Below are 18,032 nucleotides of genomic sequence, written 5' to 3'. Positions count from 1 at the left end.
GGGCTCGGAATGTGAGGCTGGGGGCAGGAAGGTCACCGCGACGGACACGGCACGGAGGCACGATGCGGCCAGCGCACCCCGGCGAAGGACGCGGCCCCGTGCGCTACGGGCCGCCGCTGCCCGACCCCGGACTGCCGGTGCTCCCCGAACTCGCCGCGGTGGTCGCCGCCTCCGCGGCCCGCGCCCACCCCGAACCGCCCGGCGGCCCACCCGCCCTGCTGGAAGCGGCCCGCGGCCACGGCGAACGCCGGGGCCTGCGCCCGGGCCGCGCCCAGGTCGTCGCGGCCCCGGGCGGCGCCCCGCTGCTGCTCGCGCTCACCGCCGCGCTCGGCGGCGACGTCCTGGTGCCGCGCCCGTGCCCCGCCTGGTGGACCCCGCAGACCCGGCTCCTGGACCGCGAGGTGTTCTCCGTGCCGACGCCCGCCGAGTGCGGCGGCGTCCCCGACCCGTACGCCCTGCTGGAGACCGTCCGCCGGGTCAGAGCCGAGGGCGGTGACCCCCGGCTGCTCGTGGTCGCGCCGGCCGACGACCCGACGGCGACCGTGCCACCGCCCGAAGTGCTGCACGAGGCCGTGGAGGCCGCGGTCGGGGAGGGACTGCACGTCGTCAGCGACGAGACCTGGCGCGACACCCTGCACCCGGGCCAGGACACCCTGCTGTTCAGCCCCGCCGAGATGTTCCCCGCCCAGGTCACCGTCCTCACCGATCTCACCGGCGGCTATCTGCCGCCGTCCCTGCCCGCGGCCTGTGCCCGGTTCCCGCCCACCCCCGAGGGCGACCGGCTCGCCGCCCGCGTCCTCGACATCCTCACGGCGACCGGCGCGAGCCTGTCGGCGCCGGTCGCGGCAGCGGCCACGTACGTCCTGGACGAGGGCGTCGAGGTCACCGCCCGCCGGGCCGCCGCCGTCGCCCTGCACGGCCGGGTGGCCACGGCCCTGCACGACATCGTGCTCGCCGCCGGCGGCCTGTCCCGGCCGCCACGGGCGGGCCGCCACCTGTACGTCGACCTGGAGCCGCTGCGCCCCCGCCTGTCCGCCCACGGGGTCACGGACGCCCAGGACCTGGAGGACGACCTCACCTTCCGGCTCGGCCTGCCCGTGCCCGGCGGCCACCGCTTCGGCGACGACCTGGGGGCGCTGCGCTGCCGCCTCGGCACGGGACCGCTGCTCGGCTCGACCCCCGACGAGCGCAGGGCGTCCCTCACCTCACCGGACCCCCTGGAATTGCCGCACGTGGCAAGGGCGTTGAGCATGGTCGAGTCGGTGCTCGACGAGTTGTGCGACTTCGGTGACCGCGCGGGCCCGGAGGGCACGGGTGCGGCCGGCGAAGGATGGGAGTCCGAGCGATGACGCAGGCGACCGGAGCGACGGCCGACGAGAGCGCGGGGCGGCGGGCCGAGACCGCGCCCGCCAGACCCCTCGTCGAGCCGCGGCCGCTCGGCGGCGGAGAGATCGCGGACGTGCCGCGCCGCTGGCCCAAGTCGTTCGCCGACCGCCTCACCGCACCGCTGCCCGGCCTGCGGGCCTTCGCCCGGTTCGCCCGCGAGGGCAAGGTGCGGCCGCCCGCCGAGAGCCTCGCCGACATCCCGAGCCTGCCGTTCGCCCCCGGTCCGCTGCCGGACGTCGACACCCGCACCGTCGCCGTCACCTGGGCCGGCCACGCCAGCTGGGTGGTGCGCATCGGCGGCCTGACCGTGCTCACCGACCCGGTCTGGTCCCGCAAGATCCTCGGCACCCCGGCCAGGATCACCCCGGTCGGCGTCGCCTGGAGCGCCCTGCCGCCCGTCGACGCGGTCGTCATCAGCCACAACCACTACGACCACCTGGACTGGCCCACCCTGCGCAGACTCCCGCGCGACACGCCCGTCCTCGTCCCCGCGGGGCTCGGCCGCTGGTTCACCCGCCGCCGCTTCACCCGCGTGACCGAGCTCGACTGGTGGGAGGCCGCGGAACTGCGGGGCGTCCGCTTCGACTTCGTACCGGCCCACCACTGGTCCAAGCGCACCCTCACCGACACCTGCCGCAGCCTGTGGGGCGGCTGGGTCCTCACCGACCGCGACGGGCAGCGCCTCTACTTCGCGGGCGACACCGGCTACGGCCACTGGTTCCGCGAGATCGGCCTGCGCTATCCGGGCATCGACCTCGCCCTGATGCCCATCGGCGCGTACGACCCGCGCTGGTGGCTCGAGGACGTGCACTGCTCGCCGGAGGACGCGGTGCAGGCGGCGCGGGACGTGGGCGCCCGCTTCATGGCGCCCATGCACTGGGCGACGTTCCTGCTGTCCGCCGAGCCCGTCCTGGAGCCGCTCACCCGGCTGCGCGCCGCCTGGGAGAAGGCGGGCCTGCCGTGCACCGACCTGTGGGACCTCCCCGTCGGCGGCTCACGCGTGCTGGCTGCCTGACGACGGCCCACGCACCTTCCGCCACACCGTCGGGACCGCGCTGACCAGCACGGTCAGCCCGATCGCCGCGACCACGCCCTCCCACGGCTCGTCGAACAGCGAACCGCCGAGGATCCCGATCACCTGGTACGTCGCCGCCCAGGCCAGGCACGCCGGGATGTCGCCGCGCGCGAACTGCCGCAGCGGCATCTTCGCCAGCAGACACGCCAGCATCACCGGGATCCGGCCGGCCGGCACCAGCCGGGACAGCACGAGCACCATCACCCCGTGGTCGGCCAGCTTGTCCTGCGCCTGGGCGAGCCGCTCCTCCGGCGCCCGCGAGCGGATGGCCTCCAGCCACTTCGACCCGTTCTTCGAGTGCATGCCGCGCCGCCCGAGCCAGTACAGGGCGAGGTCCCCGAGGAACGCGGCGAGCGCCGCCACCCCGAACACCAGCAGCAGTGCGAAGGGCAGCGTCTGGTGGAAGGCCACCACCGCCGCGGAACTCACCAGTGCGCCCGTGGGCACCACCGGCACCAGCGCGCCGATGGCGACGAGCAGGAAGAGGGTGGGATAGCCCACGGCCTGCTGCGTGGACTCCGGCGTCACGACCGCCGTCGCCGCGAGGATCACCGGTCCGCCACCTCCGGCCGGACGCTCTCGCCGTGGCCGAGCCGGTGCACCGCCACGCCGGGCGCGCGCAGTGCGGCCTGGCGGACGAACTCGTCACCGGGCGTGTGGAACTCGTGCGGCCGCACCGCGTCCATCCCGATCGGCCAGTACGTCCCGTAGTGCACCGGCACCGCGGCGCGCGGCGCGATCCGGGCCAGCGCCTCGGCGGCCCGCGCCGGATCGAGGTGGTGCGCGCCCAGATACGGGCCCCAGCCGCCGACCGGCAGCAGCGCCACGTCCACCTCGCCCACGGCGTCGCCCATGTTCTCGAAGAGCCCGGTGTCGCCCGCGAAGTACGTCCGCGCGTCGCCCTCCACGAGGTAGCCGAGCGCGGGGGAGCGCTGCGGGCCGACGGGCAGCCGCCGTCCGTCGTGGTCGGCGGGCACGGCGCGTACGACGACGTTCCCCGCCTCGATCCGGTCGCCCGCGTCCACCTCGATGATCTTCAGCGTGCGCAGCCGCCGCAGCCCCGGCACGGAGCGGACCGCGTCCCGCGGCACCACGACGCGGGTCCCCGGCGCGAGCCGGGCCAGCGACGGAACGTGCAGGTGGTCGGCGTGCAGATGGGAGACGAGGACCAGGTCGGCGAGGGCCGCGCTGGGCGGCGGGGGAGCGCCGCGGCGCCGCCGCAGATGCGCGAGGCGGCGCGCGAAGAGCGGATCCGTGAGGACGCGCGTGCCCCTGTCCTCGACCGTGCAGGTGGCATGACCCCACCAGGTGATCTCCACCGGCACCCCTTGCCTCCTTCGTGCGACTGCCCCGAGCCTACGTGCAGGAGTAGGGTCGTCGGCGAAAGCACGAGGTGAGGGGGACACCATGGGCACGGAGCAGGGGGCAGCGGTACGGGTCATGGCCATCGCCGGCCTGACCCCGCTGGAGCAGCTGGACGCGGACCCCTTCCTGGTGGACTCGCGCAGCCAGTACGCGATGTGCTCCCGCTGGGCCGCCGACCGGGGCTATGTCGTCACGCGGCAGCTCCTGGTGCACGCGCTGCGCGCCGACCACGAGGCACTCTGGGCGGACGTCGACGCGGGCCTGGTCGACGCGTTCGTCGCGCCCAGCGACCGGGTGCTGCGGGTGGCGCTGCGCTCGGTGGACGCCTTCTCCGCGGAGTGCGTGCGGCGTGGGGTACCCCTGGAGCGGGCGGGGCTCGCGGAGCCGCACTACGACGCCGACATGAAGGCACGGGTGCACCGCCGCCTGTCGATGCCCACGGCCGGATACGACGGCTGCTAGTCGCAAATGGTATGAAACCCTTACTCGGAACAAGATGTGCACGCACAGGGTGAGGGGAGCGGGACCGTGGCCGGAGGCCGGTGGCGGCGAGCGGCGAGCCAGGGCTGGCGGTCGCTGACCGTCTGGGTGGCGAGCACTCTCACGATGATGATCCTCGCGGGGCTCCTGCCGGACTTCCAGCTCCAGTCGGACAACGGCGACAGCCTCACCCGGGTCGCGCTCACCGCGGCCTGGGCCGCCGGTGCGTTCGCCGTGCTCTCGGCGCTCGTCTGGCCCCTCCTGGTCCGGGCCCTGCTGCTGGTCCCGGCCCTCGTGCTCGGCCTCGTCGTCTTCTTCCTCAACGGCGCGCTGCTCCTCTTCGCCCTCAAGCTCGTCCCGGAGAACCGGGGAGAGGTCGGCCCGGAGACCGCCGTCGTCGTGGCCGCCGTCATGTCGGCCGTCGCCTCCGCCACCGGCGGTGCCCTCGCCGTACGGGACGACGACGCCTACCGCCGCCGCCTCTACCGGCTCGCCGCCCGCAGACGGCGCAGGGCCGACGGTGCCGGAGCCTGCCCGCCCACCCCCGGCACCCTCTTCCTCCAGCTCGACGGCGTCGGCCACGAGGTGCTGCGCCGCATGGCCCGCGACGACGTGATGCCGACGGTGGGCGGCTGGCTGCGCGACGGCGGGCACCGCCTCACCCCCTGGCGCACGGACTGGTCCAGCCAGACCGGCGCCAGCCAGCTCGGCATCCTGCACGGCTCGAACGAGGACGTGCCCGCCTTCCGCTGGTACGAGAAGGACACCGGCGAGATCCAGGTCTCCAACCGGCCGACCAGCGCCGCCGAACTGCAGCGCCGCGCCATCGAGCGCACCGGCGACGGCGGCCTGCTCACCGTCGACGGAGCGAGCCGCGGCAACCTCTTCAGCGGCGGCGCCGAACAGGTCGCCCTGGTGCTGTCCGTGGCCGCCCGGCGCGGCAAGGAGAACCGTTCCCGCGCCGGATACTTCGCCTACTTCTCCGACCCCGCGAACGCCGTCCGCACCGCCCTGTCCTTCTGCGCCGAGGTCGGCCGCGAGATCGGCCAGTCCACGCACGCCCTGATCCGCGAGCGCCGCCCGCGCGTCTCCCGGGGCGGGCTGTATCCGTTCATCCGGGCGTTCGCGACCGTCGTCGAGCGGGACGTCGTCGTCGCGGCGGTCATCGGCGACATGCTCGCCGGGCGCAGCGCGGTCTACGCCGACCTGGTCGCCTACGACGAAGTGGCCCATCACTCCGGTCCCTTCAGCCGCGACGCCCAGCAGGTGCTGACGCGCCTCGACCGGTCCCTCGCGCTGCTCGCCAAGGTCGCCGAGCACGCGCCGCGCCCGTACCGCATCGTCCTGCTGTCCGACCACGGTCAGAGCCCCGGCGAGACCTTCCGCTCCCGCTACGGACTCACCCTCCAGGACCTGGTCCGCGCCGGCTGCGGGCTGCCCGTGCCGCGCAGGGCACGACGCACCCGCTCCGGCGCCGAGGCCCGGTCGGCGGTGCGGGCCGCGCTGCACCGGCCGGTCGAGGAGGGCGCCGGTGCCGGGCGCGGCGACAAGCACAGCGAGCCCGTCGTGCTCGCCTCCGGGAACCTGGGTCTCGTCTCCTTCCCCGACGTCCCCCACCGGATGAGCAAGGAGGAGATCGACGCCCGCCATCCGGCGCTGCTCGCGACCCTCGCCAACCATCCCGGCATCGGATTCCTCCTCGTCCGCAGCGAGGAGCACGACGGTCTCGTGCTCGGCGCGCAGGGTGCCGAGGTGGCGGTCGCCGAGCTGACCGACGGGCAGGGGCCGCTCGCCGACTTCGGGCCCGGCGCCGCCGACGCCGTGCGCCGCACCCACTCCTTCCCGCACACCGCCGACATCATGGTCAACTCCATGTACGACCCGCTCGAGGGCGAGGTGCTCGCCTTCGAGGAACAGATCGGCTCGCACGGCGGTCTCGGCGGCGCGCAGGGCCGGCCCTTCCTGCTGTCGCCGCTCACCCTGTCCGAGCCGGTCGAGGACGGTGCCGAACTCGTCGGCGCCGAGCAGATCCACCGCGTGCTGCGCCGCTGGCTGCGCGAGAGCCACGGCCCGCAGGTCCCGCTGTCATCCCCGCTGGTGGCTGACCGCGCGGCTCCCACCCCCCTGGACAGCCCTGGCTAGTCCGCCACGCGCGGCTCGCGTCGTGGCTGGTCGCGCAGTTCCCCGCGCCCCTGAGACGCGCACTTCGTGCGCCGTCTCATCAGCGGTGTCGAGGCCCACCGGCGAGAGAGGCGCGCTCAGCGCAGCCTCAAGGGGAGGCGGCGCGAAGCGCCTGCCTCAGGGGCGCGGGGAACTGCGCGAGAAGCCCCACCGGCCCGCAGCCGACCGACAATCCGCGCGGCCGGCCCCACCGACCGCAGCCGACCGACAAACCCGCGCAACCAGCCTCAGCGCAGGATCTGTGGTCGGATGAGGGCACACCAGATCGGACACCGAAAGGAACCAACGTGGCTACCACGCGCTCCGCGCACACCGTGTGGGAAGGCGACCTGCTCAAGGGCACCGGCACCGTCACCTTCGACTCGTCCGGCATCGGCGACCAGCCGGTGTCGTGGCCGTCCCGCGCCGAGCAGGCGAACGGCAAGACGAGCCCCGAAGAGCTGATCGCGGCCGCGCACTCGTCCTGCTTCTCGATGGCGCTCTCGCACGGCCTGTCCGGCGCCGGCACCCCGCCCACCCGCCTGGTCACGTCGGCCGACGTGACGTTCCAGCCGGGCGAGGGCATCACCGGCATCCACCTCGTCGTGGAGGGCACCGTCCCCGGCCTGGACGAGCAGGACTTCCAGGCGGCGGCCGAGGACGCCAAGAAGAACTGCCCGGTGAGCCAGGCGCTCACCGGCACGACGATCACCCTCACGGCCAAGCTGAACTGACCGCCTGACGCACCATCAGCCGGGCTCGACCGCGCCCCGGACCCATCCCTCGGGTCCGGGGCGTCGGCGTGCCGGAGCCGCGCCGGAAAAAGTCCCGTGATTGAAACTGCAAGATTGGAGGCTATTTCAAGCACCTATTGTCACAGTCGGCTCGGGTGGTGCAAGATTCAGCCAGCCTCGTGGGCCGGTGTCGACGCCCCGCGGCCCCACCCCGCCACCCTCGATGCCGGAGGTGTATGTGACGTCGCCCGCGACCACATCGCCCGGCCAGGCCATGTCCCGGCCGGCCGACCCACCAGACGCACTGCAGGACTCCGATACCGGGTCGGGCGCGCGCAAGCCCACGGTCCGACAGCGGCTGCGGCGCGACAGGACGCTGCTGCTCCTGTGCGTGCCCGGCATCGTGTACTTCGCCGTCTTCTTCTACCTGCCGCTGGCCGGCAACATCACGGCCTTCCAGGACTACCAGCCGTACCTGGGCTTCATGCACAGCCTCTGGGTCGGCATGGACAACTTCCAGGCCCTGGTCCAGGAGCCCGAGTTCTGGACGGCGGTGTGGAACACCCTCCAGATCAGCACCGTCCAGCTCCTGCTCTACTTCCCCGCGCCGATCCTGCTCGCGCTGTTCCTCAACTCGCTGATCAGCACCAGGACCCGGCGCCTGATGCAGACCATCGTCTACCTGCCGCACTTCCTGTCGTGGGTCGTCGTGGTCAGCTTCTTCCAGCAGATGTTCGGGGGCGTCGGCACCATCAGCAGCGTGCTGAACGACCACGGGGTGCACGTCGGCAACATCATGAACAACCCCGACACGTTCATGCTGCTCCTGACCTCGGAGTCCATCTGGAAGGACGCGGGCTGGGGAGCCATCATCTTCCTGGCCGCGATGGCCTCCATCGACCCCGGGCTCTACGAATCGGCGGCCATGGACGGCGCCGGATGGCTGCGCCGCATGTGGCACGTGACCCTGCCGGGCATCCGTCCCGTGATGGTCATGCTGCTCATCCTGCGCCTCGGCGACATCCTCTCCGTCGGCTTCGAACAGGTCCTGCTCCAGCGGGACATGGTCGGGGCGGACGCCTCCGAAGTGCTCGACACCTACGTCTACTTCCACGGTGTCGTGGACGGCGACTGGGGCATGTCGACGGCCGCGGGCCTGATGAAGGGCGTCATCGGATTCGTCCTGATCGTGGTCGCCAACAAGGTCGCCCACCGACTCGGCGAGCAGGGGGTCTACCAGTGAGCACCACCTTCGCCCCGCGCTTCCTGCGCGGCGGGCGCCGCCCGGACCGGCCGGCCTGGATGGAACGGCCGAGCCCCGCCGGACAGGCCCTGAAGCTCATCGTCATCCTCGCGATGATCGTGGCCGTCGGCTACCCGTTCCTGCTCGCGATCGGCACCAGCCTCTCCAGCAAGGCCGAACTCGCCGCGAACGGCGGCTACGTGCTCTTCCCGCAGCACCCGACCCTGGAGGCGTACCGGGTGGTCCTGGCCGGCGGTGTCGTCACCCGGGCCGCACTCGTCAGCGTCGGCGTCACCGTCATCGGCACCGCCCTGAGCCTGCTGTGCACGGTCTGTCTGGCGTACGGCCTGTCCCGGCCGAAGACGTTCGGCGGCAAGCCACTGCTGCTCGTGGTCGTCGGCACGTTCCTCTTCACGCCCGGCGTCATCCCCAGCTACCTGGTGGTCCAGGAGCTCGGCCTCATCGACTCCTACGGCGCCATGATCCTGCCGATCATGCTCAACGCCTTCAACGTCATCGTCGTACGGGCCTTCTTCCAGGGCATCCCCGACGAACTGCACGAAGCGGCCCGGCTCGACGGCGCGGGAGAACTCACGATCATGTGCCGGATCGTGCTGCCGCTGTCCAAGGCGGTCATCGCGGTGGTCGGCATGTTCTACGCCGTCACGTACTGGAACAGCTTCTTCAACGCGATGCTCTACATCAACGACTCCAACAAGCTGCCTCTGCAGGTCATCCTGCGCTCGTACGTCATCCAGGGCGACACCTTCAACGCCAAGGCGCTCGGCGTGAGCGTCCTGCCGGCCACCACGGCGCTGTCCATGGCGGTGCTCATCCTCGCCGTGCTGCCGATCGTCGCGGTCTACCCCTTCCTGCAGAAGTACTTCGTCAAGGGCGTGCTCACCGGAGCGGTCAAGGCCTGACCCGCCTGACGTCTCGTCACCTCGCGCTCCTCTTCCCCTCGTTCACCGCACCCTAGGAGAACCATGCCTTCCCGCAATCTCGATCGCAGAGGGTTTCTCGGCGCCGCCGGTGCCGCCGGACTGACCGTCGCGGGCGGCGGCCTGCTCACCGCGTGCGGCGACGGCGGCGTGCAGTCGGGCGGGGCGGAGGCGTCCGCCACGCTGAAGCTGCCCACGTACGTACCGGCGAAGGTGCCCGCCCCCGACCTCGCGGGCAACGCCCAAGGACTGGACCCGGCCTATCTGCGTTACCCGAAGGACCTGGTCAAGAGCGTGACCGAGGCGCCGGGCGACGGCAAGGCGATCACCTGCCTGACGGAGACCTTCACGACCCCGGCGCCGGCCATGAACCGCAACGCGTACTGGCAGGAGCTGAACAAGCGCCTCGGCTCCGAGCTGCGCCTGACCATCGTCAACGGCCTCGGCGCGGACAGCGTCTACCGCGAGAAGTTCAACGCCACCGTCGCGGGCGGCGATCTGCCGGACCTGATGTGGTTCCCGCCGAACCAGGGTCTGAAGAACGTCCCCGACCTGCTCCGCGCGAAGTTCCACGACCTGACGCCGTACCTGTCGGGCGACGCCGTCAAGAAGTACCCGAACCTCGCCAACATCCCCGAGTACGCCTGGAAAACGGCCGTCATCAACGGCCGGATCTGGGGCTATGCGGTCCCGTACGGCCGCATGGGCCAGGTCTACGTCGCCAACGAGGACTTCTGGAAGCCGGTCGGCGGCCCGCGGTTCGACAGCGCGCAGGACTTCCTCGACAAGGCGAAGGACCTCTTGGACACCAGGCGCAAGAAGTACGTGCTGGAGCCCGCGTACGTGAACCACGCCCAGCAGTTCGCCTACTGGCACGGCGCCCCCAACGGCTGGCGCCTCGACGGCGGCCGGCTGACCCACTCGTTCGAGACGGACGAGTTCATGGCCGGCATCGAGTTCGCCCTCAAGTGCCGGCGCGCACAGCTCTTCTGGCCGGACCCCAACCTCACCACCACCCTGGAGAAGATGGAGGGCGGCTTCCTCGGCCTGCACGTGCAGTCCTTCCCCGGCTTCCTCAACGACAGCGCCATGTACGACTGGCCGGAGAAGGTCGTCGTGCCCTTCGCCGCCGAGCAGGGCATGACGCCCACGTGGGGCTTCGGCTACGGCTCCGTCGGCTTCACCGCCATCAACAACAACGTCCCCAAGTCCCGTATCCCCACCCTGCTCAAGGTGCTCGACTACCTCAGCGCGCCCATGGGCACCGAGGAGCGGCTCTTCCTCGACAACGGGCTGGAGGGCACCCACCACAAGCGGTCCGCGAGCGGCGACGTGTCGCTGACGCAGAAGGGCAATGCCGAGGTGCTCACCACCCGGCAGGCCATCACCTTCTTCGGCAACGCTCCGGAGAGCCTCTACCTGCCGAACAAGCCCGACGTCACGCGCTCCATCCACCAGGCGCAGACCGAGCTGATGAAGATAGCCAGGGCCAACCCGACCACCGGCTACTTCTCCGACACCTTCGCGCAGAAGGGTGCGTCGGCCAGCGACGAGGTGAACACGGCCATCAAGGACATCGTCGCGGGCCGCAAGTCCCTCTCCTCATTCCGGAAAGAAGTCCTGCCCAAGTGGCGGCGCACCGCGGGCGACGCCATGCGACACGAGTACGAGCAGGCCATCACGAAGGGCACCAAGTGAGCGACGACCTCCGTATCGGCGTCATCGGCCTCGGCCTGCGCCGCAACCTCGCGACCGCCGCCCACCGCCCCGGCCGGGGCTCGGTGGTGGCGGCCGCCGCCGACCTCGACCCGGCGGTACGGGCCAGGGTCCCCGAGTGGTACGAGGGGGCCGTGGCGGTGGAGGACCACCGCAGCCTCCTCGACAGCCCCGACGTCGACGCCGTCATCGTCGCCACCCCCGACGACACCCACGAGGCCATCGCCTGCGAAGCGCTGCGCGCGGGCAAGCCCGTCTACGTGGAGAAGCCGCTCGGCATCTCGGTCGAGAGCTGCGACACGATCCTGCGCACCGCGTACGAGACCGGCACCCGCCTCTACGTGGGCCACAACATGCGCCACATGGGTGTCGTGCGCACCATGCGCGACATCATCGCGCGCGGCGACATCGGTGAGCCGAAGACCGTCTGGGTACGGCACTTCGTCAGCTACGGCGGCGACTACTACTTCAAGGACTGGCACGCCGACCGGCGCCGCACCACGGGGCTGCTGCTCCAGAAGGCCGCGCACGACATCGACGTCGTGCACTGGCTGGCCGGCGGCTACACCACCCGCGTCAACGCCCTCGGCGACCTGATGGTCTACGGCGACCTGCCGCGCCGGGCGCCGGACACCCCGCGCCCCGACGGCTGGCTCCGGGAGTTCGACTGGCCGCCCACCGCACGCAAGGACCTGCACCACGTGGTGGACGTCGAGGACGTGTCGGTGATGAACATGCGCCTGGACAACGGCGTCATCGCCGCCTACCAGCAGTGCCACTTCAGCCCGGACTACTTCCGCAACTACACCGTCATCGGCACCGAGGGCCGCCTGGAGAACTTCGGCGACCGGCCCGGCGACGAAGTACGCGTCTGGAACACCGGCCCGAGCGGCTACCGTGCCGACGCCGACGTCGTCCACCGCGTCCCGGACGCCTCCGGCTCGCACGGCGGCGCCGACGAGAGCATCATCGGCGAGTTCTGCCGCTTCGCCCGCGACGGCGGAGCCACCGACACCGATCCGGTGGCGGCCCGGATGAGCGTTGCCGCGGGCGCGCTGGCCACCCGCTCGCTCCGCGACGCAGGCACCCCGTACGACGTGCCTGCGCTCGACGCCCGACTGCGTGCCTACTTCGCGAACGGGCAGGTCTCCCGAGCCTGACCGCCCGGTCCCTTGACGTAGGCCCGCTCACGTTCTGTGCTGAACAGCAGGACGACATGAGCGGGCCACGCCAGGGGACAGGAGGCGCGTCATGGGGCGTGCGGTCGGTATCGATCTCGGCACGACGAACTCGGTGGTGGCCGTGCTGGAGGGCGGTGAACCCACCGTCGTCGCCAACGCGGAGGGCGCCCGGACCACCCCTTCCGTGGTCGCCTTCGCGAAGAACAAGGACGTGCTGGTGGGGGAGGTCGCCAAGCGGCAGGCCGTCACCAACGTCGAGCGCACCGCACGCTCCGTCAAACGCCACATGGGCGACGGCGGTTGGCACTACCCGGAGACCGGCGCCGTCGACGGACGCCGGTACAGCGCTCAGGAACTGTCCGCCCGCGTCCTGCAGAAGCTCAAGCGCGACGCCGAGGCCTACCTCGGCGAGGACGTCACCGACGCCGTCATCACCGTGCCCGCCTATTTCGACGACACCCAGCGGCAGGCCACCAAGGAAGCCGGGGGAATCGCCGGTCTGAAGGTGCTCCGCATCATCAACGAGCCGACCGCCGCCGCCCTCGCCTACGGACTCGACAAGGGCGACGAGCAGACGGTCCTCGTCTTCGACCTCGGCGGCGGCACCTTCGACGTCTCGCTCCTGGAGATCGGCGAAGGCGTCATCGAGGTCAAGGCCACCAACGGCGACACCCGGCTGGGCGGCGACGACTGGGACCAGCGCGTCGTCGAGCACCTCGTCCGGCAGTTCAAGAACGCGTACGGCATCGACCTCGGCAGCGACAAGATGGCCGTGCAACGGCTGCGCGAAGGCGCCGAGAAGGCGAAGATCGAACTGTCCTCGTCCAGCGAGACGACGGTGAACCTGCCCTACATCACGGCCTCCGCGGACGGTCCGCTGCACCTCGAGGAGAAGCTGACCCGCGCCCGGTTCCAGGAGCTCACCGCCGATCTGCTCGACCGGTGCAAGAAGCCCTTCCACCAGGCGGTGAAGGACGCGGGCATCGAGCTGTCCGCCATCGATCACGTGATCCTCGTCGGCGGCTCCACCCGGATGCCCGCCGTCACCGAACTGGTGCGGGAACTGACCGGCAAGGACCCGCACAAGGGCGTGAACCCCGACGAGGTCGTCGCCGTCGGCGCCACGCTCCAGGCCGGTGTCATCCGGGGCGACGTGAAGGACGTACTGCTCCTCGACGTGACACCCCTGTCCCTGGGCATCGAGACCAAGGGCGGCGTCATGACCCGGCTCATCGAGCGCAACACGACCATTCCCACCCGCCGTTCGGAGACCTTCACCACCGCCGCCGACAACCAGCCCTCCGTCGGCATCCAGGTCTTCCAGGGCGAGCGCGACATCGCCGCCTACAACAAGAAGCTCGGCGTCTTCGACCTGACCGGGCTGCCGCCCGCGCCGCGCGGTGTCCCGCAGATCGAGGTCACCTTCGACATCGACGCCGACGGGATCATGCACGTATCGGCGAAGGACCTCGCGACGGGCCGCGAGCAGAAGATGACCGTGACCGGGGGATCGGCCCTGCCCAAGGACGAGATCGACCGCATGATGCGGGAGGCCGAGGCGCACGCCGACGAGGACCGCAAGCGGCGCGAGGCGGCCGAGACCCGCAACGAGGCCGAGCAGCTCGTCTATTCGACGGAGCGGTTCCTGCGGGACAACGCCGACCGGGTTCCTGCGGAGGTACGGGGAGAGGTCGATGCCGCCGTCGAGGAGCTGAAAGAAGCCTTGGCCGCCGAGCCGCCGGACACGCAGGCCCTCCGCGACGGCGTGCGGAAGCTGGCCACCGTCAGTCAGAAGGTCGGACAGGCCATGTACGCGCGTGCCTCCGGCGGTTCTCCGGAGGAGGGGGACGCGTCCCGGGCGCCGTCCGACGACGTGGTCGATGCCGAGATCGTCGACGACGGGAAAGGCGAGGAAGGGGGTGCGGCCTGAACTCTCGCCGGAACTACAGCTCGGCCCGCATCTTCCGCAGCAGCTCCAGCGTCCGCTCCGCGCCGGCCGCCTGCGCGGCCAGATGGTCCAGGACCTCCAGGTGCGCGCCGACCTCCTCCCGGGAGTCCAGGTACAGGGCGCCGGTCACGTACTCGCTGAAGACCATGTCGGGCAGCTCGCGGACCGGGAACCGGAACAGGGTGAACGGACCGAAGGTCGCCGGGTGCGGGCCCGTCGCGAACTCGGCTATCTGGAGCGTCACATGGGGGAGCCGGGCCGTCTCGATCAGGCGGTCCAGCTGGCCGCGGAGCAGCGCCGCGTCACCGGGCGGCCGGCGCAGCGCCGTCTCGTCCATGACGACCCACAGGTGCGGGGCGTCCTCCCGGGTCAGCAGCGACTGGCGGGCCATGCGCAGCGCCACGTGCCGCTCGATGTCGGCCGGAGTGGAGCGGCCCACCGTGCCGGCGTCGAAGACCGCCCGCGCGTACTCCTCGGTCTGCAGCAGCCCCGGCACGAAGTGCGGCTCGTAGGAGCGGATCATCTCCGCCGCTCCTTCGAGACTGACGTACAGGCTGAACCAGTCCGGCAGGACGTCGTGGTAGCGCTGCCACCAGCCGGGCAGGTTCGCCTCCTCGGCGAGCGCGACGAACGCCTCGATCTCCTGCTCGGGAACCCCGTACAGCTCCAGCAGCATCTGTACGTACGGGATCTTCAGCGCGACCTCGGCGGTCTCCATCCGGCGGATCGTCGCCGCGGTGACCCGCAGCGCGCGGGCCGCCTCGTCCCGCTTGAGCCCCACCGTCTCCCGCAGGTCGCGCAGGCGTCTGCCGAGGACGACCTGGCCCACGGTGGGGGCGGGCCGACGTTCACTCACCTCTCCACGCCCCCAAGGAATCAGGAATCAGGAGCCGGTGCGCTCCCACCCCCGTCGCTCCGGCCTGGCGGCCAGGCGCCGCGGGTCGCGGCTGCGGTAGACCACGTACGGACGGAACAGGTACTGCACCGGCGCGCTGAACATGTGCACGAGCCGGGTGAACGGTACCAGCGCAATCAGTGACATGCCCACTACCGCGTGAATCTGGTAGAGCACCGGAACCCCGTGCATCAGATCGATGTCGGGACTGAGGGTGAACAGGCTGCGGGACCACGGCCCGATCGACTCGCGGTAGTTGTAGCCGTCGCCCGAGGCGTGGGTGAGCTTGGCGGTCATGCCGAGCACGATGGCGGCGAGCAGCACGAGGTACATGAGCTTGTCGTTGCGCGTGGTGGCACGGAACACCGGCGCCTTGAAGCGGCGCCGGAACAGCAGCATGAAGATCCCGCAGACCGTCAGGACGCCCGCGAACGTGCCGCCGATCAGCGAGAACATGTGGTACGTGTGCTCGCTGACGCCCACCTTCTCGGTCCACGACATCGGGATGAACAGCCCGACGAGATGGCCCGCGAGGACGAACAGGATGCCGTAGTGGAAGACGGGCGAGGCGATGTTCAGCAGCTTCGACTCGTAGACCTGGGACGAGCGGGTCGTCCAGCCGAACTTGTCGTAGCGGTAGCGCCAGATCGTGCCCACGACGAGCAGAACGACGGCGACATAGGGCAGGACGCCCCAGATCAGGGTGGTCACGGGGCGTGCTCCTTCACCATCAGCGGCAGGGTCGCGAAGGGTTCGAGGCCGACCTCCTCGCGGGGCGGGCCGGAGCGGGCGAGCGCGAGGGCCGCCGCCCGGTCCTTGGGCGAGGCGCCCGGCAGCGCCCGGCACACCGCGGAGAGCACGGTCGCGTACGGGGTGCCGTGCTCGGTGAGGGCGAGGCGGAGCAGCTCGATGCCGCTGCGGTGCTCCTCCAGGAGGAACGAGCCCGCCTGCGCGGAGAACTCGAGGACCGCGGGGAGATAGTCCGGCAGTTCCTCGCCGGTGAACTCCAGGCCGTGCTCGCGGTAGATCTCCTTCATCTCCACCAGCGACATCCCGCGCCTGCGCGTGTCGCCGTCGCGCCACCAGGTGAGGTACAGGCTGTGCCGGTTCTTGAAGTCGAAGACCTGCACGTAGTGCGCGGCCAGCTCCGGGAGCGCGGTGGCCTCGGCGTGGTCGACGAACGGCGCGAGCTCCGGGGCGGCGGCGCGCACCAGCGGCAGCCGCTCGTACAGCTCCTCGTCCGGGTAGGTGAGACAGAGCGCGGCCGCCTGGAACAACAGAGAGGTCCGGTCGGTCATCAGGTGTCCTCCGGGTCGTCGCTGGTCTGGCGGTTCTTGGTGAGGTGGAAGCTCTCCACGGACACGACGGGCAGCAGCTTGCGGCCGCCGGTCGTGGAACCGGAGTCGCCGCCGAAGGGGCCCTCGCCCCCCATGCCGGGGCCGTCCTCGTAGTCGAGCGAGCAGGAGTCCGGCAGCGCGGACTCCTCCAGACGCTGCGCGTCGCCGATGGCCGCGGTCGGGATGACGTAGCGGTCCTCGTACTTGGCGATGGCGAGGAGCCGGTACATCTCCTCGATCTCCGCCGCCGACATGCCGACCTGTTCGGAGATCGCGGGGTCGGGCCGGTCGCCGAGGTTGATGGCCCGCATGTGGGACCGCATCGCCGCCAGCTTCTCCAGGGAGGAGCGCACGGGCGCCACGTCACCGGCGGTGAAGATCTCCGCCAGGTATTCGAGGGGGATGCGCAGGGTGTCGATGGCGCCGAACAGGTTCGCCACGTCCTCCCCGTCGTGACCGGTCTCGGTGAGCGCGTCGACGACGGGGGAGAGCGGCGGGATGTACCAGACCATCGGCATCGTCCGGTACTCCGGGTGCAGCGGGAGCGCCACCTTGTACTTGCTGATGAGCGCGTGCACCGGTGAGCGGCGGGCCGCCTCGATCCAGTCGTGGGGGATGTCCGCCTGCTCGGCCGCGCGCCGCACCTCCGGGTCCTCCGGATCCAGGAAGACGCCCAACTGTGCTTCGTACAGCGCGTGTTCGTCCTTGGTCTGTGCCGCCTCGGTCACCTTGTCGGCGTCGTAGAGGATGACGCCGAGATAGCGCAGCCGGCCCACGCACGTCTCCGAGCAGACCGTCGGCAGCCCGACCTCCAGGCGCGGGTAGCACATCGTGCACTTCTCGGCCTTGCCGGTGCGGTGGTTGAAGTAGACCTTCTTGTACGGGCATCCCGTCACGCACATCCGCCAGCCGCGGCAGTGGTCCTGGTCGACCAGGACGATGCCGTCCTCCTCGCGCTTGTACATCGCGCCGGACGGGCAGGACGCCACGCACGAGGGGTTCAGGCAGTGCTCGCAGATCCGCGGCAGATAGAACATGAAGGTCTGCTCGAAGGCGAACTTCACCTTGTCCGCGGCCTGTTGGCGGGTCTTCTCCACCATCGGGTCGAGGTCGCCGTACTGCGTCGCGCCGCCCAGGTTGTCGTCCCAGTTCGAGGACCACTCGATCTTCATCGGCTTGCCGGTGATCTGGGAGCGGGGCTGCGCCACCGGGTAGTCGTCGCCGAGCGGGGCGTCGGTGAGGTTCTTGTAGTCGTACGTCCAGGGCTCGTAGTAGTCCTTGATCTCCGGCAGCTTGGGGTTGGAGAAGATGCCGAGCAGCTTCTTGAAGCGGCCGCCGCCCTTCAGCTGCAGGGCGCCCTTCTTGTTCAGCTCCCAGCCGCCGCGCCACCTCTCCTGGTCCTCGTAGCGGCGCGGATAGCCCTGCCCCGGGCGGGTCTCGACGTTGTTGAACCAGACGTACTCCATGCCGTTGCGGTTGGTCCACGCCTGCTTGCAGGTGACCGAGCAGGTGTGGCAGCCGATGCACTTGTCGAGGTTCATGACCATCGCGATCTGAGCCATGATGCGCAT

Annotated in this window: 16 protein-coding genes; 10 read left to right on the top strand and 6 right to left on the bottom strand. The window is 71.1% G+C overall.

The window, feature by feature from the left end; all coding sequences use genetic code 11:
• Positions 1-62 precede the first annotated feature (62 nt).
• Positions 63-1,349, top strand: a complete 1,287-nt coding sequence (locus ABT127_RS05920; RefSeq protein WP_351444995.1) for an aminotransferase class I/II-fold pyridoxal phosphate-dependent enzyme — start codon at positions 63-65, stop codon at positions 1,347-1,349.
• Positions 1,346-2,401: an MBL fold metallo-hydrolase gene (locus ABT127_RS05915; protein ID WP_351444993.1), complete on the top strand. Its 1,056-nt coding sequence runs from the start codon at positions 1,346-1,348 to the stop codon at positions 2,399-2,401. Before ABT127_RS05920 ends, ABT127_RS05915 begins: the two co-directional genes overlap by 4 nt.
• Here the strand turns inward: ABT127_RS05915 and ABT127_RS05910 are convergent.
• Entirely contained in the window at positions 2,381-3,010 is a 630-nt protein-coding gene (locus ABT127_RS05910) for a DedA family protein (RefSeq protein WP_351445417.1), read from the bottom strand. The two genes, ABT127_RS05915 and ABT127_RS05910, sit on opposite strands and share 21 nt — an antisense overlap.
• On the bottom strand, positions 3,010-3,786 hold the full coding sequence (locus tag ABT127_RS05905) for an MBL fold metallo-hydrolase (RefSeq protein WP_351444991.1): 777 nt from the start codon (positions 3,784-3,786) through the stop codon (positions 3,010-3,012). The genes ABT127_RS05910 and ABT127_RS05905 overlap by 1 nt, the downstream gene beginning before the upstream one ends.
• An 82-nt stretch (positions 3,787-3,868) precedes the next feature.
• Between ABT127_RS05905 and ABT127_RS05900 the strand changes: the two genes are divergently transcribed.
• The 8 genes from ABT127_RS05900 (at position 3,869) to dnaK (ending at position 14,211) form a co-directional block, all read left to right on the top strand.
• Positions 3,869-4,288, top strand: a complete 420-nt coding sequence (locus tag ABT127_RS05900) for a hypothetical protein (RefSeq protein WP_351444989.1) — start codon at positions 3,869-3,871, stop codon at positions 4,286-4,288.
• Between the two features lie 66 nt (positions 4,289-4,354).
• The gene (locus ABT127_RS05895; RefSeq protein ID WP_351444987.1) at positions 4,355-6,448 is read left to right on the top strand and encodes a phage holin family protein; all 2,094 of its coding nucleotides are present in this window, start codon (positions 4,355-4,357) and stop codon (positions 6,446-6,448) included.
• A 326-nt stretch (positions 6,449-6,774) separates the two neighbouring features.
• On the top strand, positions 6,775-7,200 hold the full coding sequence (locus tag ABT127_RS05890; RefSeq protein ID WP_351444985.1) for an OsmC family protein: 426 nt from the start codon (positions 6,775-6,777) through the stop codon (positions 7,198-7,200).
• Positions 7,201-7,474: 274 nt separating this feature from the next.
• A complete protein-coding gene (locus tag ABT127_RS05885) occupies positions 7,475-8,443 on the top strand; it encodes an ABC transporter permease (protein WP_351445415.1) in 969 nt (322 codons plus the stop codon).
• The gene (locus ABT127_RS05880; RefSeq protein ID WP_351444983.1) at positions 8,440-9,366 is read left to right on the top strand and encodes a carbohydrate ABC transporter permease; all 927 of its coding nucleotides are present in this window, start codon (positions 8,440-8,442) and stop codon (positions 9,364-9,366) included. The genes ABT127_RS05885 and ABT127_RS05880 overlap by 4 nt, the downstream gene beginning before the upstream one ends.
• A 63-nt stretch (positions 9,367-9,429) precedes the next feature.
• On the top strand, positions 9,430-11,082 hold the full coding sequence (locus tag ABT127_RS05875) for a twin-arginine translocation signal domain-containing protein (RefSeq protein ID WP_351444981.1): 1,653 nt from the start codon (positions 9,430-9,432) through the stop codon (positions 11,080-11,082).
• Positions 11,079-12,260 (top strand): Gfo/Idh/MocA family protein, encoded by a 1,182-nt coding sequence (locus ABT127_RS05870; protein WP_351444979.1) that lies wholly within the window; start codon positions 11,079-11,081, stop codon positions 12,258-12,260. Before ABT127_RS05875 ends, ABT127_RS05870 begins: the two co-directional genes overlap by 4 nt.
• Before the next feature lie 91 nt (positions 12,261-12,351).
• Positions 12,352-14,211, top strand: coding sequence for a molecular chaperone DnaK (dnaK, locus tag ABT127_RS05865; RefSeq protein ID WP_351444977.1), 1,860 nt, complete (start codon positions 12,352-12,354; stop codon positions 14,209-14,211).
• A gap of 13 nt (positions 14,212-14,224) precedes the next feature.
• On the opposite strand, the gene ABT127_RS05860 is transcribed toward dnaK, so the two are convergent.
• From ABT127_RS05860 to narH, 4 genes are read right to left on the bottom strand one after another with little or no spacing between them, the layout of a single operon-like run.
• On the bottom strand, positions 14,225-15,085 hold the full coding sequence (locus ABT127_RS05860) for a Sco1979 family transcriptional regulator (RefSeq protein ID WP_351444975.1): 861 nt from the start codon (positions 15,083-15,085) through the stop codon (positions 14,225-14,227).
• Positions 15,086-15,112: 27 nt separating this feature from the next.
• Positions 15,113-15,835: a respiratory nitrate reductase subunit gamma gene (gene narI / locus ABT127_RS05855; RefSeq protein WP_351444973.1), complete on the bottom strand. Its 723-nt coding sequence runs from the start codon at positions 15,833-15,835 to the stop codon at positions 15,113-15,115.
• A complete protein-coding gene (narJ, locus tag ABT127_RS05850; RefSeq protein WP_351444971.1) occupies positions 15,832-16,422 on the bottom strand; it encodes a nitrate reductase molybdenum cofactor assembly chaperone in 591 nt (196 codons plus the stop codon). Before narJ ends, narI begins: the two co-directional genes overlap by 4 nt.
• Positions 16,422-18,032 (bottom strand): nitrate reductase subunit beta, encoded by a 1,611-nt coding sequence (gene narH / locus ABT127_RS05845; RefSeq protein ID WP_351444970.1) that lies wholly within the window; start codon positions 18,030-18,032, stop codon positions 16,422-16,424. Before narH ends, narJ begins: the two co-directional genes overlap by 1 nt.

Source organism: Streptomyces sp. NPDC001904 (assembly GCF_040297005.1).
Classification (GTDB): Bacteria; Actinomycetota; Actinomycetes; order Streptomycetales; family Streptomycetaceae; genus Streptomyces.
The sequence above is the reverse complement of the archived record's forward strand: the minus strand, read 5'-3'. Positions and strand labels throughout refer to the sequence as shown.